The following is a 14,824-nucleotide window of genomic DNA, read 5'->3' on the forward strand; positions in this document are numbered from 1 at the left end:
TCTCGATAAAATAACTACACCTAACACTATGTAGGTTCTGCCGTAAAAAGATATGTTATACACAAAACCAATAGAAAGGTTATACAAAATATCAATCAATTTTACTGACAATTCACATCTTCCTGTGGGTTCATTTGTTTAAATTTATAGTATATCAATTCATGTTAGCACCGGGTTTAATTACATCGGTGCTACTTTACACTCTCGACATCCATCATCTTTAATCAATCTCTCTCCCCTCCTTAGCTCTTTGTCGCCTCATATCATTCATACGTTTTAATACCAGCCTTTTCGCCTCCAGCTTGGTTCGCTCTCTCTCCATGTTCCTCCAGACAGCTTTCCACAACTGTCCCGCTATATTTCCATACCGGTCAACATTAGCCCGCCAAGGGGATGCCGGCGGGTTGTGAATACCAAGGTTTTCCGTTAATCTGTTCCACGACCTCCGTCCCAGCCAGAAATCCTCCTTTGGAACCACAGTAACCCTATCCAATACGTCCCTGAGCCTAGCTTCCGACACTTCCACCCCGGACCTTTCCACCCACCCCCTTACCATCCGGGCACTATCTTCTTCTCCTACTCCCAAGGCATGAAGTGTATTGGCAAAAGTCCGGAGTGTCCAGTATACCTCGGCATAATTTTCCGGATTTCCGGCAGCGCCTTCAAGTGCATGTAAAGCCGGGGAAATGCGCTTATCTATAAGCTCATGCGGAATAGTTTCTTTCTCCTGCTGTTTTTCATTTTCCGGCAACTGCTCTTGTTCGCGCAGTATGCCAAACCAGGGATAAAGGCATTCTTCCTCTTCCATACCCAGATTCTCCCGTAGCCTGGTCCAGTCCTTGCGGCTGACGTGAACGGGTTCCGGCTTGTTTTCCTCCCGACATTCCTGCGCTATGCACTCCATCCTTACAATCTCTCCGCTTATGGCCCTGGCTGCCTCCTTTTTCAGGCCGACGCCATCAGCCCACCTTTCAGTTGCTTCCCGCGCCGCCTGGCCGTCCACACCCAGGCGGACCAGGGCGCGGTACATGGTCCCGGCAGTCCACCTAGCCTCATCAATATCACTGCGGATATATTCGGCGGTAGCGCTTTCAAACCGCTTTACAGCATCCTGGACCCGGCCATCATGGGGCAGCATTTCCACCTGGGGGATTTCCCTGGGCAGCAGTTCCACAGCCCGGCCAACAACCTGCTCGGCAACACGCTCCTTAAGCTCGTGAAAAGCTTCTTTACCGGCATCCTCACCCTGGTCGGCGCAAACCTGCTCAACAAATTTTTCCGTGCGCAGGGCAAGTTTCCCCGACTGCAAAAGCTGTCCGGCCAAATCCCGCGCCCTTTCCTTCACCTCCTGGGGCAGGTAGGCCAGGGCAAGCCGGCCTTTCAAGGATTCCTCCGGAATAAGGTCCGCAATTGTCTTCAATTTACCGGCAATCTCAGCCCTGAAACCGTCCTCTATTTTCGGGACGCTTTCACACCCGCCCCCGTCCAGGCGGTGGATAGCCCTTTCAGAAGTATGCCAGGCGTCACGCCAGAGCTCCCCGGCAACCTTATTTTTATCGGCACCCGGATATTTTCCTGGGGAAGTTGTGATTTTCCAGGGAACCGCAGCCGGAACAGTAACACCCAAATTCACACTCAAACGAACCCAGCCGGACCGCCCCAACCAGAAGCCTTCCCTGGGCGCGACCGTAACCCTATCCAGTACATCCCGGAGCTTGGCTTCGGACACTTCCACCCCGGACCTTTCCACCCACCCTCTGATAATCCGCGCCCGTTCCTCCTCGCCAACACCCAGTGCATGCAGCGTATTGCAGAAAGCCCTGGCAGTCCAGTATACCTCTGCATAACTTCCAGGTTTGTCCGCAGCGCTTTCAAGAGAATTCAGTGCAGAAGCTATGCGACTCTCAACCAAAACATGCGGAATATCTTCCTTCTCCTGCTCCTGCTGTCCACCCTCTTCCGGCAACTGCTTCTGTTCCTGCACAACGCCAAACCAGGGATAGAGACATTCCTCATCCTCCAACCCCAAATTCTCCCGTAGCCTGGTCCAGCCCTTGCGGCTTATATGTTTTCGCTTTTTATCATCAGCAGCATCGGATAGTATTTTTTTAAAGTCCTTGATGCCAGCTCCCGCCGCCCAGTTGGCCGTTATTCTTTCGGCCTCATCAACGCCAAGCATTGTCAAAGCGCGGTACATTGACCCGACGGTCCATTTCACCTCTTTCATGTTACCGCGAATATAGTCGGCTGAAGCGCCTTTTAATAGCGCTACGGCATCTTCAACCCGCCCCTTGTGAGGCAGCATGATTACGGGCGGAATTACCCTGGTCAGCAGTTCCGCCGCCCTTTCAACAACCTGCTCCGCAACACGCTCCTTAATTTGGCGGAAGGCGTCACTGCCCTGGCCTCCGCCGGCAAGTCTAAAATATTTTTCAATGATCGGTTTTGTTACGTCTGATTCCAAAAGCTGTCCGGCCACCTCCCGCGCCCTTTCCTTCACCTCCCGGGGTAAATAGGCCAGGGCAATCCTGCCTTTCAACGAATCCTCCGGAATAAGTCCGGAGATTTCTTTCAAGCTTTTGATAACCTGTTCTTTAATGCCGGCCTCAATCGCCGGCATTTCACCTCTCAAAAGCCGTACAGAAGGATCAACCCGGAAAACCGCCCTATCCACTGTTCGCCAGGCATCTTCTACCAGTTTTTCGGAAACTTCTTTTACATTTCCACCGGGTATGACATTGCTGGAACCCGCTGTTCCGGATGCTTTCGGCTCCATACCACTTGCTGCCGGTTCACTTTCCAGCGGCTCCACATAATTTTCCAATTGTCCGCTTTCCGGTTCAGGCGGCTCCGCATCACCTTCAAAGCCTTCCAAACTTCCCCCGTCTTTAACTAAATCATCACATGAAGAATCGCTTGCCCTTTCCACTTTTCCAATTTCAACGGCACCTTTCAGCAAATCTTGGCTGAGCCTATCCCGAAGGTCTTCATAAGCATTCCTGCCTGACTCGTCAAGCGAATGAACATTATGAGAATAGTGGCTGGCCATCTCCCGGGCTATCTCAACATATCGCCCGACAGATTCGGAAAATCCAGGCTGTTTCAGCAGCCAATCAGCCACATCACGAAGCTTTTCCTTCACTTCAGGCGGCATATATTTTAAAGCAACCCGGCCCTTACCTGGCAACATGCCGGCAATCTGCTCAAGCTTTTCACTCAATGCGGCCCTGACATCATCGTTCAGCCTGGGCGAAACCCTGCCAGCAGCGCCGTCAATTGAACGCACGTAATTTTGTTCCGACCTCATCTCTTTAAGAAGTTCCCTTACGTCATTCCTCCCGAAATCTCTAACCATATCACGCAACAACGTCTTTTCACCGCCTAGCCTGGCCCTTTCCCCGGCTAATATCCGCTGGACAAAAACCTTCCTCACATCTATTAGTTCGCCGCTACTTTTGCCCTTGCTTAATACGCCGCGCGTCCTCTCAGGCTTGGCTTCCCAGAATACAAGGTGACAGTGAGGGTGCCCCGGTTCGGCATGAAATGCGGCCACCCAGCGCAGATTTTCCTCGGAAATGCCCATCTTTCCAGCAGCCTCGGGGACTGAAGCCCGCAGTGCATCCTCCCAGGCCTTCCTATTGTCATATCCCATACGAATGGCATCATCTTCACGCAAGGATAAAACAGCCCGCCAGACGATACCTTTATGCCGCCACAACTCATTTTGTACTGCTTCGAGATCGGGAACATTTTTTTCATCCCGACCGAACAGACCGTGGCTTCTGGGCCGCTCAGAGGCATATTTGACATGCTTTGCCGCCTCATCCTCATCATATTTAACAAAGTATTTATAATAAAAACTGGACTCCTTGTCTCCGATCTCCACATCGCCCTCGCCTCTATCAGCCCCAGGCCTGGTACCGATATAAAGAATATGACACGCATTTTTAGCCTCGTTGCCATCACCGGGTTTATAAAAGGACATTTTAAAAATAAAAGGCGCTCTCATCAAAACACCTCATGATCGTTGCGCTCTTTCAAATAGGCGTGCGCCTTCTTGCGACTCTTTTCATATATCTCCACACAATCATGTTTACCCAGATCATCCAGGGTTTGAACAAGCATAAACATTGCAGTAGCGCTTGCCATGCCAGTTTTGGCATTCAATTTGGCAAGGCGGTTCTCCAATGGCTTTACCTCGTTTCTGATAACCTCCCTGGTGGCACTTCTGATAATATCCAATGAGGATACAGCTGCATCAGATGCCAGGGCCTCACTAATAATTCTTCTGACAATTACCGCCACAGACTCACCACGTTCATTTCCAATACACTGCAAATTTCTGTAAATATCTAATGGAAGACGAATAGTAATTGGTTTTAGTTTGTTTTGATTCACTAAAGAATCTCCTTTCATGCCGTGATATTCCTAGCTTTTAAGTAAAGAGAGAACCGCAGTAGAATCTCTAACACATCAAGAGAACCTCTATTGAAAATCCTCAAAATCTTTTCTGCCCGGCTCTGCCGGGCATGTGTGATAAGCGCGGGCACCGCGCCTTATCCTGCCTTAAAAATCGGAGGCCGTAGACCCCCGAAAAAGCGATTGAAATGCAGTCAATAATTCTGCCCCCGCCAGCCTGCGGGACCGAAAAAAAAAACAACTCCATCACGGGCACATACCCGTTCATAGAACTGCTCCACATTCAAGACACCTCCTGATCAGCATCCAGCCCCCAGAGGGTTGACATTCATCCTGCCAGACTGTCCAGGCCTGCCCCCGATTAGTCGTTAAGAAAGAGCTTTCGACGGAGTTTGGCAAGCTCTTCCCGGACGGCATTCCTGTCTTTCAGGCTTTCTGCTCCCTGGAAACCCAGTTCTTTTAGCAATGATGCTTCCAAATCATCAATTCTCTTGATAATCACCTCTTCCTGATGACCTTTAAGATCACATTTTTCTTTTAAAATAGATTCAATGCTCCTAATGCGATCAATGAAATCAACGCCAAATTTCAAGTACCACTCAACAGCCAGCGAAACATATTCCGATTTGTTTTCAATCGCATCAAACTTTTCTGCACACTCATTAGAGAGAGCAAACATAACCCTGAATTTTTTCATCTGCTGCCACACCTCCAGCCCTAGAAACTCAAGGCTTCACGGGAATAATTTTAGAATTTGTGCCACAAAATGCTGCCACGGCTCAAACCATTGATAATACTGATAAAAAGACTCATAGAAAATGAAAACGTGCCACAGGTATAAACACCGTGGCACAAAGAGGCAAAAAAAGTCTGAAAAAGTTAATAAATACAAGCGATAAGCAAATGGCACAATATATAACAGAGTGCAATTTATTCCCAAGCCGTCTTTTCCACTGCCGCCTGTAAATCATTCATGGATGGTGCGGTATATCTTTTGGTGACATCCATGGAACTATGCCCGGCAAGCATGGCCACCTGGTCAAGGGAAACCCCTGAGTCAATCAAGTTTTTGCAAAAAGTGTGACGCAGCGAATGGGGAGTAACATTATCCAGTTTTGGCCTGGCCCGATTAACATAATAACTGAAAAGTTTTTCGATCCCCTGGACACCAATGGCCCTTCCGTAACGGTTGGGAAACAGTGGAACTTCCTGATTCGGGTTCATATTCATCCAGTCCACAAGTATTTTTCTTATAGTTTTATTTAAAGGCACCTCCCGGTACTTGTTTCCCTTGCCCCTTCTAACCCGGACAACACCCTTTCGATGGGAAATCTCAATATCGGCCCTGTCTAGGACAAATACTTCACTCACCCGAAGGCCTGCGTGAAGCATTATGCCTACAATGGCCATATCCCGCAGGTTACCACCATCCTGGACTGCATGAATCAAAGCAGCCTGTTCATTCCGGTTAAGCCACTTAGGAACGGACTTGTTAGCCAAAGCAATCTGCTTCACTCCAGACACAGGATTATCTCTCACCTGGCCACTCTTCTCAAGCCAAGTAAAAAATACTCTCAAACTGACGATCTTCTTGTTTATCGTCAACGGGGACATCGGTTTACCCTTGCGCCCCTTCTGGTTCTGTAAATAGCCTCTGTACTCCGTAACATCAAGGGGAGAAACGCTGGCTGGGTTAAAGTCACCGTACTTAGTGTTCATCCACCCAGCAAAAGCTTTAACAATTCCCAAATAAGTATCAGATGAAGCACTTCTATCAGTGAACTGCAGATGGGCTTTAAAACCGTCCAGGAGGCAATCCAAATTCTTTATACCAAATTTCTTAAGATAATTAACTTGTGGCAATTTATTCCACCCCTATTTAACTGGGCTTTAAAATCAACTTAAAAGCATTAGGTATAAAGAAGGTATATTCTTTATACCACCAATTACTTTTCTATTGAACATCAATGTTCTATATATTACCAATTGACGACCTCGCCTCATAAAAATATAATATACAGCACAGAACATTTGTTTGGTGGTGTATATGTACTATGAAAAGAGTGATTTTACTTGCTGATATGAACAGCTTTTTTGCCAGTTGTCATCAGGCAGTTCAACCCGAACTCCAGGGCAAAGAAGTTATTGTGGCCGGTGATCCCCAAAAAAGAACGGGCATTGTATTGGCCGCCTCATATCCCGCAAAGGCCCTGGGCGTAAAAACCGGTATGGGCATTTGGGATGCAAGAAAGCTATGTCCGCACGCCCATTATTTCAGGCCGGACTATCCGCTGTATATGGAACTCTCCAGTATGATCCTGGGGATAATGCGAGATATTACTGACCAAATAGAACCTTTTTCCATCGATGAGGCATTCGCTGACCTCACCGGTGTGCTACACCTCTGGAAAACACCGGAATACATAGCCCGAGCACTGAAAGAGCGAATCCGCCTGGAAGTGGGCGTATATTGCAGCGTAGGAATAGGCCCAAACAAACTAATCGCCAAAATGGCGGCAGGTTTGCAAAAGCCGGATGGGCTTACCATCTTGGAAACCGCCGAGGATTTTAAAAGGATCTTCTGGCCGCAGCCCGTTAGGAAATTATTTGGCATTGGGCCCAAGTACGAAAAACACCTGCGCCGATACAACATCCGCACAATCGAAGACCTGGCCAATTTCCCCCTGGAGATATTAAAAAAGAGATGGGGCAAAAATGGGGAAACGCTTTGGTCTTGCGCCCACGCTCGGGATTATAGCCCAGTGGTTCCGGGTTCCCTGGACACCTCCAAAAGTATGGGGCAACAGCGGACACTGCCCAGGGATCTAAAGGGATTTAAAGAAATAAAGGTGGTAATGCTGGAACTCAGCGAAATGGTGGCTCGCCGGGTGCGCCAGGGAGGTTACCTGGGACGTACGGTTACCCTGACCCTGCGGGACGCCCAATTCTGTTCTCTGTCCAGATCCCGGAGCATGCCCTATACCAACCTAGCCGACGACATATATCACAACGTCTGTCTACTCCTGCACAGGCACTGGAACGAGTCTTGGCCGGTGAGGCTTGTGGGCGTCTCCCTTGACAAGCTGACTAGGTGCGGCGCCATTCAATACGATATATTCGGCCAGAAGAGCCGTCGGCTGGAACTGGCCCTGGCCTGCGACAAAATACGGGACCGCTTCGGCGAAAAGGCCATTACCAGAGGTGTTTCCCTGATGGAGGTGAGCGTATTTGGCCAGCAAAGATAACACACTATGGGAAAAGCACCGGTTATTCCTGCCGGAGATGAGAAATTTGGCCATCCACCGCTGCAAGGACTGCATTTTTTTTGTTACGATCCAAGGCAAATCCGAAGCAAAAAAAGGATGCTTGGTCAATATTAGAGCTTACAACAGCCGGCGGGAAAAAGTACCGGACACTGTGCAGGTAATGGACATCGTTAGGCGCGTGGGTCTGGAGGGGCTAGAGCAGTGTCTTAAAAATAGCCCAGAGAACACGGCCTGCATAAGGTTTCATCCCAGGTGTTAGGTATTATATCTCCTGATTTTATTTCCACCTCCAGTGCCGACATCACCCCACTTCCGGGCCACTATTCCCATGGACAGTCTGACCTCCCTCACCGCACGGCTTCCCTGTCTTGGGGTGCGGCCAAACATCATCTGTCGTGTTGACCGTAAAACTGTCCTCTGTAGTTTCCGCCAACAACCCTTCTTAATAACCTTGCATTGGATATAATTTTTTCGATGTGCGGATTCTCAAAACCGTGGTTCTGAAGCTGCTTTCGAAGATCTCCATCCGTACCATCGTATTGTATTGGCGGTGAATCTCCGCCAAACGCCATGTCAAGCAATTCCCAGTTTATCAATACCGTTCCAACTCCTTCTTCATAAAAATAACATGTGCTGCACCATCGCTAGAATCATTTCCCCAGTCGCCACATCTTTGAAGTGTGCAGCACTCTATGGTTTTAACATCTTTACATCTCCCAACTGGGCATACTAAACAATCGTCAACGGAAAGATCGCGGTATGTTTCGTATGTGGTCTCCTCTATGCGATACTCTTTTTCCGGATATAAACTGATAAGCTGCGAAAGTGCTGCTTCTGCCCAGACCTTGCAATGTCGTACCGAATGGATTGAGATTCTACGTCTAACAACACCCCATAAATTTCGGTGTTCTCCGTGGTCTTTGTCTACTATCAAATACCGAGGCAATACCATTTTCTCCAATTTTTTCACTCGCTTTCTGCTCGGTCACTACAGCACATTTTCTTTGAAATGTTTATTAAGATGTCAATATGCTCCAACTAAACCTTTGAATAACTTCGTCGATAGACCCCGTGAAAACATCTGCCCATAAATGAGTGGGGCAACGCACCCCCGCACCTGGGTTGCCAACGATAATTGAGCGTTTACCCATCCCAACTCCCAACGCCCAGCCAGCGGTAGCATCCAGACCACAGGGCAGGAGGAGAATTATTATATCTGACCAGGCAATGGCCTGATAATTCTCCCTCATGGTGAATCTAAACTCAGGCCGGTCCAGATAGTCATGATAATCATGTTTTTCAGGATCAAATTGTTCCGGAAACTTTTCTGGCGGTATTTCCGGCGCATTCCGCCGCCTATGGTCCGTGAAGTCAAAGACCTCGTGCCCGAGTTTCCGTAGTTTATTTGCCAGCGTCCTAACTTCTTCGCGCTTTTTCCACGAAGCACTTATATAAATCTTCATAAAAACAAATTACTCCCTTCACATTTTTATTGAAATGCGCAGCTATTCTTCATTAATTGGTTGAACCTGGGCAGTGTAAAAGTTTTCAATAACCACATCGGTTAATGCCAGCGGTATAACCTTATCCCCAGGAATGCCTTCTTCAGAAGCAATGCAAGGCTCAATCTTAACATTCACAACCTCACACTCTCCATCTTCGTATTGCTTTTTAACTTCGCCTATAAATTCATCCTTGCTTTCAAAATCTTTTTTCCAGCCATAAACATAATCCATATCTTCAGACCAAAGAAGCTCTTTCGCCATAACTAATCCTCCAATCTTATTGGAGTGTGCATCAAGCAATTATAGGTTCATTGCACAATGGGCACTCTCTATATAACCAGTTATTTCTTGCAAAACTCCACTCTTCGCACATTTTAATGTCCTGCTCTAATAGCGGTAAAAACATCCCATCTGCCTTACCCCTAATATCATAAAAGTTATCTCCTATTTTAGTAACAACATGATCTTTCCTTGGGTTTATATAGGGTTCAGCCTTTGGAAATATGCTCTTTAAAAACTTGTAAAAGCGATAGCAGCCGCCGTTAAGATAGATCATTTCTATATAAGAATCTGTATCTCTTAACGCCTTTATTAGATATTCTGGTTCCAAAACATAACCCCCAATGCTAACATTCGTCGTGTTTATTGAAATGTACATTATGCTGTTTCAAACTGCAATTCCAGATCGCCAATTTTAGTTCTTTCGTCTTCGGTATACCATGTATCAACCGCTGTATGCCCGTTTTCCTCTCTTTCCTCGTCTGTTTCTGGCCTTACAAAGTGGCTGAACGATATATTATAGTTACTGCTTTTGGTCAGGATATCTTCGGCAAATTCCAGAACATCACCAAGAGACACATGACCAGAACTTTCATCGCCCTCATCATAGGCATTGCTTTCATACATAGATTTTGCGGTAATTGTAGGTTCGAAGTCTTTTCTGACCAGCTCTGCAATAAAATCTAAATCCCCTAGACTCTCTATAACCTCAGACAATACCTTCAAGCACTCTTCTCTCGATAGGCCCTCAAGAACATGAAGTACATTCATACCGGCAACGCTTTTTTCTAACAAATTTTCCAACTCCTTTATTGCGTTAAATAACCTTCACCGAATTGTTGAAATGCGACTTAAACTTTAGCTCTTTTCCGTTCTCCGATTTTGTTGCAGATATCCGCGATGGCGATCCCTGCCTTCGTCAGTTCGGCGTCCTCCTGGATCATCTTCATTTGGTTCAGTCTAACCAATTGCGCACGTGACACTAAAAGAAGGTTCTCCGGATTAAAATTTCTATTATTGCCGTCCCCAAAAATAACCACATGACCCGGCGGAATAGGGCCGTTATGCTCTTCCCAGATTAGGATATGCTTACCTTTCCAGTTCTTTTGCAGCTTGCCGTCGTCAACTTTTATGTCTATATAGCCGTCCCCATTTACTCTTTCGGAGCCTATCGGTACCCAGTTGGCAGGTTTGTTGCCTTTTTTAAACTGGGTCTCCTTGCCCCCGCAGTTAAAGCCTTTCATGCCTTTATTCCAGGGGGTGAGGCCCGGCCTGAACCGGGTTTCCACGCCGAGCAGAGTCCCGTCAGGCAGTATCCTTGTGTCGCGCCCGTTATGCAGGCCGTGACGGTCGGCCAGTGAAATCATAGCTGAAACTTTTAGGTTCATCCCAAAACGTCTGTTAAACATATCCGTCAGCTCTTTAAAGGGGCATCCTTGTATATTGGCCGCTACATAATCTATGTGTTCCTGGGTATATTTCCGGTTCATACGCTACTCCTTTAAAAATTGCGCCTTCAGCATCTTGGGCATTTTCTTTTCGCCGCTGCCATCGTCATCGCCAACATACTCAAGTTGTAATGCCCTCGCCTTCAGCACCAGCGTACCATTGGCTATGATTTGCGACGCCAAGCCCGTAACTGCTTTGGCTCTCGCCATTTCTTCCTTCAGCTCTTCTCCCTTCAACTCCTCATCACTCAGGCGCTCCAACTGGGCGAATAAATGGTTGTTCAAATCGCCAAGAGTGTTCCTCATTTTTCACACTCCTCCTTACTGCACAACATAAACATTGTGTGCAGCACCGGTATTGCCGAGCCGGTGCCGCATAATATTATTTGAAGTATGCAGTTACATTAATTCGCTAGACATGCTGATTATATATGGCGGTTTTTCTTTGTGGTATTGTACTGCCTCTTGCAACGTAATTTCAACTCCAAGGTATTCGCCAAACAAATTTTTTCGGGGATACATTTCTTCGTCATGGTATTGTTCGGGTAACTCATCCACTGGGAATAACATTTTCTTCTTTTCGGGATTTATTTCTTGAATCTCATCTAACCCTTCCTCATCAGTTAATTTTTCAGTAATGAAAAATTTAACAGCTTCTTTCCTATTTTTGGCTACAACGGTGTAATAATCATCACTATAAAATTTCATTGTTTCACTCCTTCGCATTTCAAGAAAAATATACTATTGTAAAAGAATTAAACATTCTTCATATACTCGTTGATAAGCCTGTCCAAATCCTGGCTGACCCTTAGACGGCGGCTATTATCTTTCATATTGTACATACGCCGGCGCAGACGTTCGATTTTAAGGCGAAGCTTAATTTTATCCATCATCTACGCCACCCCCTCCTGCTTCTCCGGTACCGGCTGCAGCCCATTCTTTACCGCCCAGGCATCAAGGTTGGCCTGCGCTTCCGCCTGGCTGGCCACCATGGGCATGGCCGGGGATTCCATGCGGTAATGACCGCCGAAACGGTGCGACTTCCAGAAGGTACCATATTCCTCCTCGCCGTCGGCAGAGACAAAGAATTCACGGCCTTTGGTGTCGAGGTAGCGCCTGAGCTCGGGAGCCGGCTCAGGCTCGGGTTCTTGGATATTCTCTCCCGCGCACCTGCTGCACAGGTCCGGCTCTACCCAGTAGCAACCGCCCGGGCAGGCGGCGTCATCGGTGCAGCCGCAGACACGGCAAGTGCCGTGTCCGTCAGGGTCTTCTTCAGCGCATTCGCTCCGGGGGCACCAGTCTGGAGCTATATCCGGATTAAACTCTCGGTCCGGTGCGATTTTTCTCTTAAAGTCGAGAAAGTCGCAGCAATAATGCGTATGCGGTTCGCATGGCCGTTTCTCAACGGCATCTCCATTGGAAACCATGTGCTGAGTGTAGGTATATTCCCCACTGTACCAATGGCCTATATCACACGTTCCGCAGCGGTACCTTCCCCCCGGGCCCGCGCCGACATCAGCTTCCGTCTTCGGACTTGGTTTTTTATCCATGCCGCGTTTTTTAGCTTCCCTGAGAAGCTTTTGCATCCCGCTCGTTCGATCTTCATGCTCGAGACAATAGATTAACTCCTCGTCAGTGAGCAGGGGAATGTTGGTGTTGTAGTTTATGTCGCCGCAGCTGTTGTTCAAAATCCAGCCTACCCTGTTGCTGATTTTTCTCGCCGGCTCTTTTTCCGATGCCGGAACACCTTTCAGAAACCACTCCACCATGCCGGCGGTTTCCATCCCCAGGGCAAGGGCCGGCCACTCGAATATAATTCGTATGAGCTGGGCTTCGGACAGGTTTTTCAGTACGCCAAGCAGGTGCGGCCACCCCTCGGCGTCACACGGCAGGCCGTCCTCCCAGTCCCCCGGAAGTGGGCCGGCCACGCGCTCGAGGTATTCAAAAACGTCGCAGTGGACCGGATACTCAAAACCACCCAACATTGCGCCGGCAATATATATCAGGGCATCCTTGCCGACGTCAGCAAACGTCATGCCATCCAGCTTCTTGTTGACCAGTTGCTCAATTTCCGCCTCGGCGGAGGATTCGGTCTGCTTTTTTTCTTTCGCCTTTCTGTCCCTGGCTTCGCGCTGGCCAGCCTCATAGTCTTTTTCGCAGGCCGCGAAGGAATCCGGCGCCAGACAGATATGCCGCGTCCCGTCTATGCCGCGCCATCGGCCCAGTTTGTAGTGTTCGCACTCTTTAGCCCGGCAGTAGTCGCCGAACCAGACATTTGAGTGCCGGACAGCCTCCGGCAGGTCGTCGATAAGGATGGCGTCCGGATACTTTTCAAACAACTCGGCCTCCTGCTCCTCTTGTGCCGCCTGCTGGGCCTCCTTTTGTTTGGCATCCCAGCAGGCCGGCTTCAGGCAACGCAATTCTTCTCTGTCGTCGGACCAAGGATACTTCAGCATGGTCTTTTTCTTGCACTTTTCGCAGCCGTCCGTGTCAAACTTGGGACCGCCCAAGCCCGGCTGATGAGCGGGAGGCGGTGTCAGACAGCGGGAAGCATTCCATACCTCCCTGGCCACCGCCCGGGCCACCTCTTTCACCGTCATTCCTTCTTCGGCGGCCTTTTCGGCCACCGCCTCGATGACGGCCGGGCCAGCCTTCTTGCAGGCCAGCAACTCCTTTGCCGCGCCGGCAGAAATTATTCCACGTGAAATATTTTCTTTCACGCTATCAGGCAGCTCTAATAAACGCAAACGATTTGCTATCTGGGCCTGGCTGCATCCGATTTTTTTAGCCAGCTCCTCCTGGGTATACCCGCCGGCATCAAGCAAAGTCTTTAGGCCTTTCGCCTCCTCGACCGGGTTAACATCCTTGCGCTGCCAATTCTCGATAATCATTGCCTCCAGTTCCTGCTCCGGCGTATAATCCTTAACCACCACCGGCACCAGGTCCAACCCGGCATCCACCGCCGCCCTCCAGCGACGTTCACCACAAACCAGACGCCACATATGCGGCTCCTTTTCCGTATCCGCCACCACAACCAGAGGCTGAATCACCCCATGCTGCTTAATATTTTCCACTAATTCAGCCATCGCTTCAGGTTCAAAAGTCTTACGCGGATTATGCGGATTGGGATAAATTAAGCCAGGAGATATTTCTTTGTAAATGTCCGGCATTAAAACTGCACCCCCGTCCATTAAAAAAATATGAAAGGAACAAGGGACTGCCGGCTTCACAACCGGCAATCCCACACTACTTCAATTAAAACGGCGTATCATCGTAGCTGCTTTCACTGATAAAATCATCAGGCCCAGGGCCCTCTCCATCCTGCTGCTGGGATTCCTTCGCCCTATCCAAAAACTTAACCGTTTCCGCCACAACCTCCGCAGCCTTGCGGCGGATTCCCTGGTTGTCCTCATAGGAACGGATCTGCAGCCGCCCCTCAACTGCCACAAGGCGGCCCTTGCCCAGATAGTTGGCGCATACCTCCGCTTTTTTCTGCCAGGTAACGATGTCAATAAAATCAGCTTCCTTTTCCCCCTGCTTGCTGACCCTTCTGTCCACCGCCAAGGTGAACTTGGATACCGGAGTACCGTTGGGAGTATACCGCAATTCAGGCTCCCTGGTCAGTCTGCCGATCAAAATAATCTTATTAAACATTTTTTGACCACCCTTCTTTAATTAAATCTTTTCATTTCACGCAAGCAGCTGCCGCACTATGTTTCGGCGCCATGAATAAATACCCACCACCCTGACCAGGGCCAAATACCTCAGCACAGCAATCTGATGCCAACATCCTTGAATTCCATCAAAATACCCCCTTCCTATCACCGGCATCGACTCAAACCGAGACCACATGCCGTTATATTCCCTTCCGCTTTTTATCAGCATCTTTTATATCCTTAATACTAAA

Annotated in this window: 17 protein-coding genes; 1 reads left to right on the forward strand and 16 read right to left on the reverse strand. The window is 48.5% G+C overall.

Features of this window, described 5'->3' with window-relative positions; translation table 11 throughout:
- Positions 1-220: 220 nt before the first annotated feature.
- The 4 genes from mobP3 to DCCM_RS16515 form a co-directional block, all read right to left on the reverse strand.
- The gene (gene mobP3, locus DCCM_RS16495; RefSeq protein ID WP_104373486.1) at positions 221-4,009 is read right to left on the reverse strand and encodes a MobP3 family relaxase; all 3,789 of its coding nucleotides are present in this window, start codon (positions 4,007-4,009) and stop codon (positions 221-223) included.
- Complete coding sequence (locus DCCM_RS16500) at positions 4,009-4,305, reverse strand: hypothetical protein (protein ID WP_128739179.1); 297 nt, start codon at positions 4,303-4,305, stop codon at positions 4,009-4,011. Before DCCM_RS16500 ends, mobP3 begins: the two co-directional genes overlap by 1 nt.
- A 475-nt stretch (positions 4,306-4,780) precedes the next feature.
- Positions 4,781-5,116, reverse strand: coding sequence for a hypothetical protein (locus tag DCCM_RS16510; protein WP_104373489.1), 336 nt, complete (start codon positions 5,114-5,116; stop codon positions 4,781-4,783).
- 233 nt (positions 5,117-5,349) lie between these two features.
- On the reverse strand, positions 5,350-6,282 hold the full coding sequence (locus DCCM_RS16515) for a tyrosine-type recombinase/integrase (RefSeq protein ID WP_104373490.1): 933 nt from the start codon (positions 6,280-6,282) through the stop codon (positions 5,350-5,352).
- Positions 6,283-6,473: 191 nt separating this feature from the next.
- On the opposite strand from DCCM_RS16515, the gene DCCM_RS16520 reads away from it, so the two are divergent.
- Positions 6,474-7,664, forward strand: a complete 1,191-nt coding sequence (locus tag DCCM_RS16520) for a DNA polymerase IV (protein ID WP_104373491.1) — start codon at positions 6,474-6,476, stop codon at positions 7,662-7,664.
- A gap of 407 nt (positions 7,665-8,071) precedes the next feature.
- On the opposite strand, the gene DCCM_RS16530 is transcribed toward DCCM_RS16520, so the two are convergent.
- The 12 genes from DCCM_RS16530 to DCCM_RS16585 form a co-directional block, all read right to left on the reverse strand.
- Positions 8,072-8,281 carry a hypothetical protein gene (locus tag DCCM_RS16530; RefSeq protein WP_104373492.1) on the reverse strand — a complete coding sequence of 70 codons (210 nt, stop codon included), beginning with the start codon at positions 8,279-8,281 and terminating at the stop codon, positions 8,072-8,074.
- A gap of 420 nt (positions 8,282-8,701) precedes the next feature.
- Positions 8,702-9,148: a hypothetical protein gene (locus DCCM_RS16535; RefSeq protein WP_104373493.1), complete on the reverse strand. Its 447-nt coding sequence runs from the start codon at positions 9,146-9,148 to the stop codon at positions 8,702-8,704.
- 42 nt (positions 9,149-9,190) lie between these two features.
- Entirely contained in the window at positions 9,191-9,451 is a 261-nt protein-coding gene (locus DCCM_RS16540) for a hypothetical protein (RefSeq protein WP_104373494.1), read from the reverse strand.
- A gap of 31 nt (positions 9,452-9,482) precedes the next feature.
- Positions 9,483-9,800, reverse strand: coding sequence for a hypothetical protein (locus DCCM_RS16545; RefSeq protein WP_104373495.1), 318 nt, complete (start codon positions 9,798-9,800; stop codon positions 9,483-9,485).
- 47 nt (positions 9,801-9,847) lie between these two features.
- Positions 9,848-10,264, reverse strand: a complete 417-nt coding sequence (locus DCCM_RS16550; protein ID WP_104373496.1) for a hypothetical protein — start codon at positions 10,262-10,264, stop codon at positions 9,848-9,850.
- Between the two features lie 56 nt (positions 10,265-10,320).
- Positions 10,321-10,959, reverse strand: a complete 639-nt coding sequence (locus DCCM_RS16555) for an HNH endonuclease signature motif containing protein (RefSeq protein ID WP_104373497.1) — start codon at positions 10,957-10,959, stop codon at positions 10,321-10,323.
- A gap of 3 nt (positions 10,960-10,962) precedes the next feature.
- Entirely contained in the window at positions 10,963-11,223 is a 261-nt protein-coding gene (locus DCCM_RS16560) for a hypothetical protein (RefSeq protein ID WP_104373498.1), read from the reverse strand.
- A gap of 93 nt (positions 11,224-11,316) precedes the next feature.
- Positions 11,317-11,625: a hypothetical protein gene (locus tag DCCM_RS16565; protein WP_104373499.1), complete on the reverse strand. Its 309-nt coding sequence runs from the start codon at positions 11,623-11,625 to the stop codon at positions 11,317-11,319.
- Between the two features lie 47 nt (positions 11,626-11,672).
- Positions 11,673-11,810: an aspartyl-phosphate phosphatase Spo0E family protein gene (locus DCCM_RS16570; protein ID WP_104373500.1), complete on the reverse strand. Its 138-nt coding sequence runs from the start codon at positions 11,808-11,810 to the stop codon at positions 11,673-11,675.
- Positions 11,811-14,087 (reverse strand): ParB/RepB/Spo0J family partition protein, encoded by a 2,277-nt coding sequence (locus DCCM_RS16575; RefSeq protein WP_165792222.1) that lies wholly within the window; start codon positions 14,085-14,087, stop codon positions 11,811-11,813. It lies immediately after the preceding gene.
- Positions 14,088-14,172: 85 nt separating this feature from the next.
- Positions 14,173-14,571 carry a single-stranded DNA-binding protein gene (locus DCCM_RS16580; RefSeq protein ID WP_104373502.1) on the reverse strand — a complete coding sequence of 133 codons (399 nt, stop codon included), beginning with the start codon at positions 14,569-14,571 and terminating at the stop codon, positions 14,173-14,175.
- A gap of 36 nt (positions 14,572-14,607) precedes the next feature.
- Positions 14,608-14,802: a hypothetical protein gene (locus DCCM_RS16585; RefSeq protein WP_104373503.1), complete on the reverse strand. Its 195-nt coding sequence runs from the start codon at positions 14,800-14,802 to the stop codon at positions 14,608-14,610.
- Positions 14,803-14,824: the final 22 nt, after the last annotated feature.

The organism is Desulfocucumis palustris (genome assembly GCF_002933875.1).
Classification (GTDB): domain Bacteria; phylum Bacillota; class Desulfotomaculia; order Desulfotomaculales; family Desulfocucumaceae; genus Desulfocucumis; species Desulfocucumis palustris.

Excerpts from the sequence above, each read along its gene's own strand:
- mobP3 (WP_104373486.1), bottom strand. The coding sequence starts at position 4,009 with ATGAGAGCGCCTTTTATTTTTAAAATGTCCTTTTATAAACCCGGTGAT.
- DCCM_RS16510 (WP_104373489.1), bottom strand. The coding sequence starts at position 5,116 with ATGAAAAAATTCAGGGTTATGTTTGCTCTCTCTAATGAGTGTGCAGAA.
- DCCM_RS16520 (WP_104373491.1), top strand. The coding sequence starts at position 6,474 with ATGAAAAGAGTGATTTTACTTGCTGATATGAACAGCTTTTTTGCCAGT.
- DCCM_RS16535 (WP_104373493.1), bottom strand. The coding sequence starts at position 9,148 with ATGAAGATTTATATAAGTGCTTCGTGGAAAAAGCGCGAAGAAGTTAGG.
- DCCM_RS16540 (WP_104373494.1), bottom strand. The coding sequence starts at position 9,451 with ATGGCGAAAGAGCTTCTTTGGTCTGAAGATATGGATTATGTTTATGGC.
- DCCM_RS16555 (WP_104373497.1), bottom strand. The coding sequence starts at position 10,959 with ATGAACCGGAAATATACCCAGGAACACATAGATTATGTAGCGGCCAAT.
- DCCM_RS16560 (WP_104373498.1), bottom strand. The coding sequence starts at position 11,223 with ATGAGGAACACTCTTGGCGATTTGAACAACCATTTATTCGCCCAGTTG.
- DCCM_RS16565 (WP_104373499.1), bottom strand. The coding sequence starts at position 11,625 with ATGAAATTTTATAGTGATGATTATTACACCGTTGTAGCCAAAAATAGG.
- DCCM_RS16570 (WP_104373500.1), bottom strand. The coding sequence starts at position 11,810 with ATGATGGATAAAATTAAGCTTCGCCTTAAAATCGAACGTCTGCGCCGG.
- DCCM_RS16575 (WP_165792222.1), bottom strand. The coding sequence starts at position 14,087 with ATGCCGGACATTTACAAAGAAATATCTCCTGGCTTAATTTATCCCAAT.
- DCCM_RS16580 (WP_104373502.1), bottom strand. The coding sequence starts at position 14,571 with ATGTTTAATAAGATTATTTTGATCGGCAGACTGACCAGGGAGCCTGAA.
- DCCM_RS16585 (WP_104373503.1), bottom strand. The coding sequence starts at position 14,802 with ATGCTGATAAAAAGCGGAAGGGAATATAACGGCATGTGGTCTCGGTTT.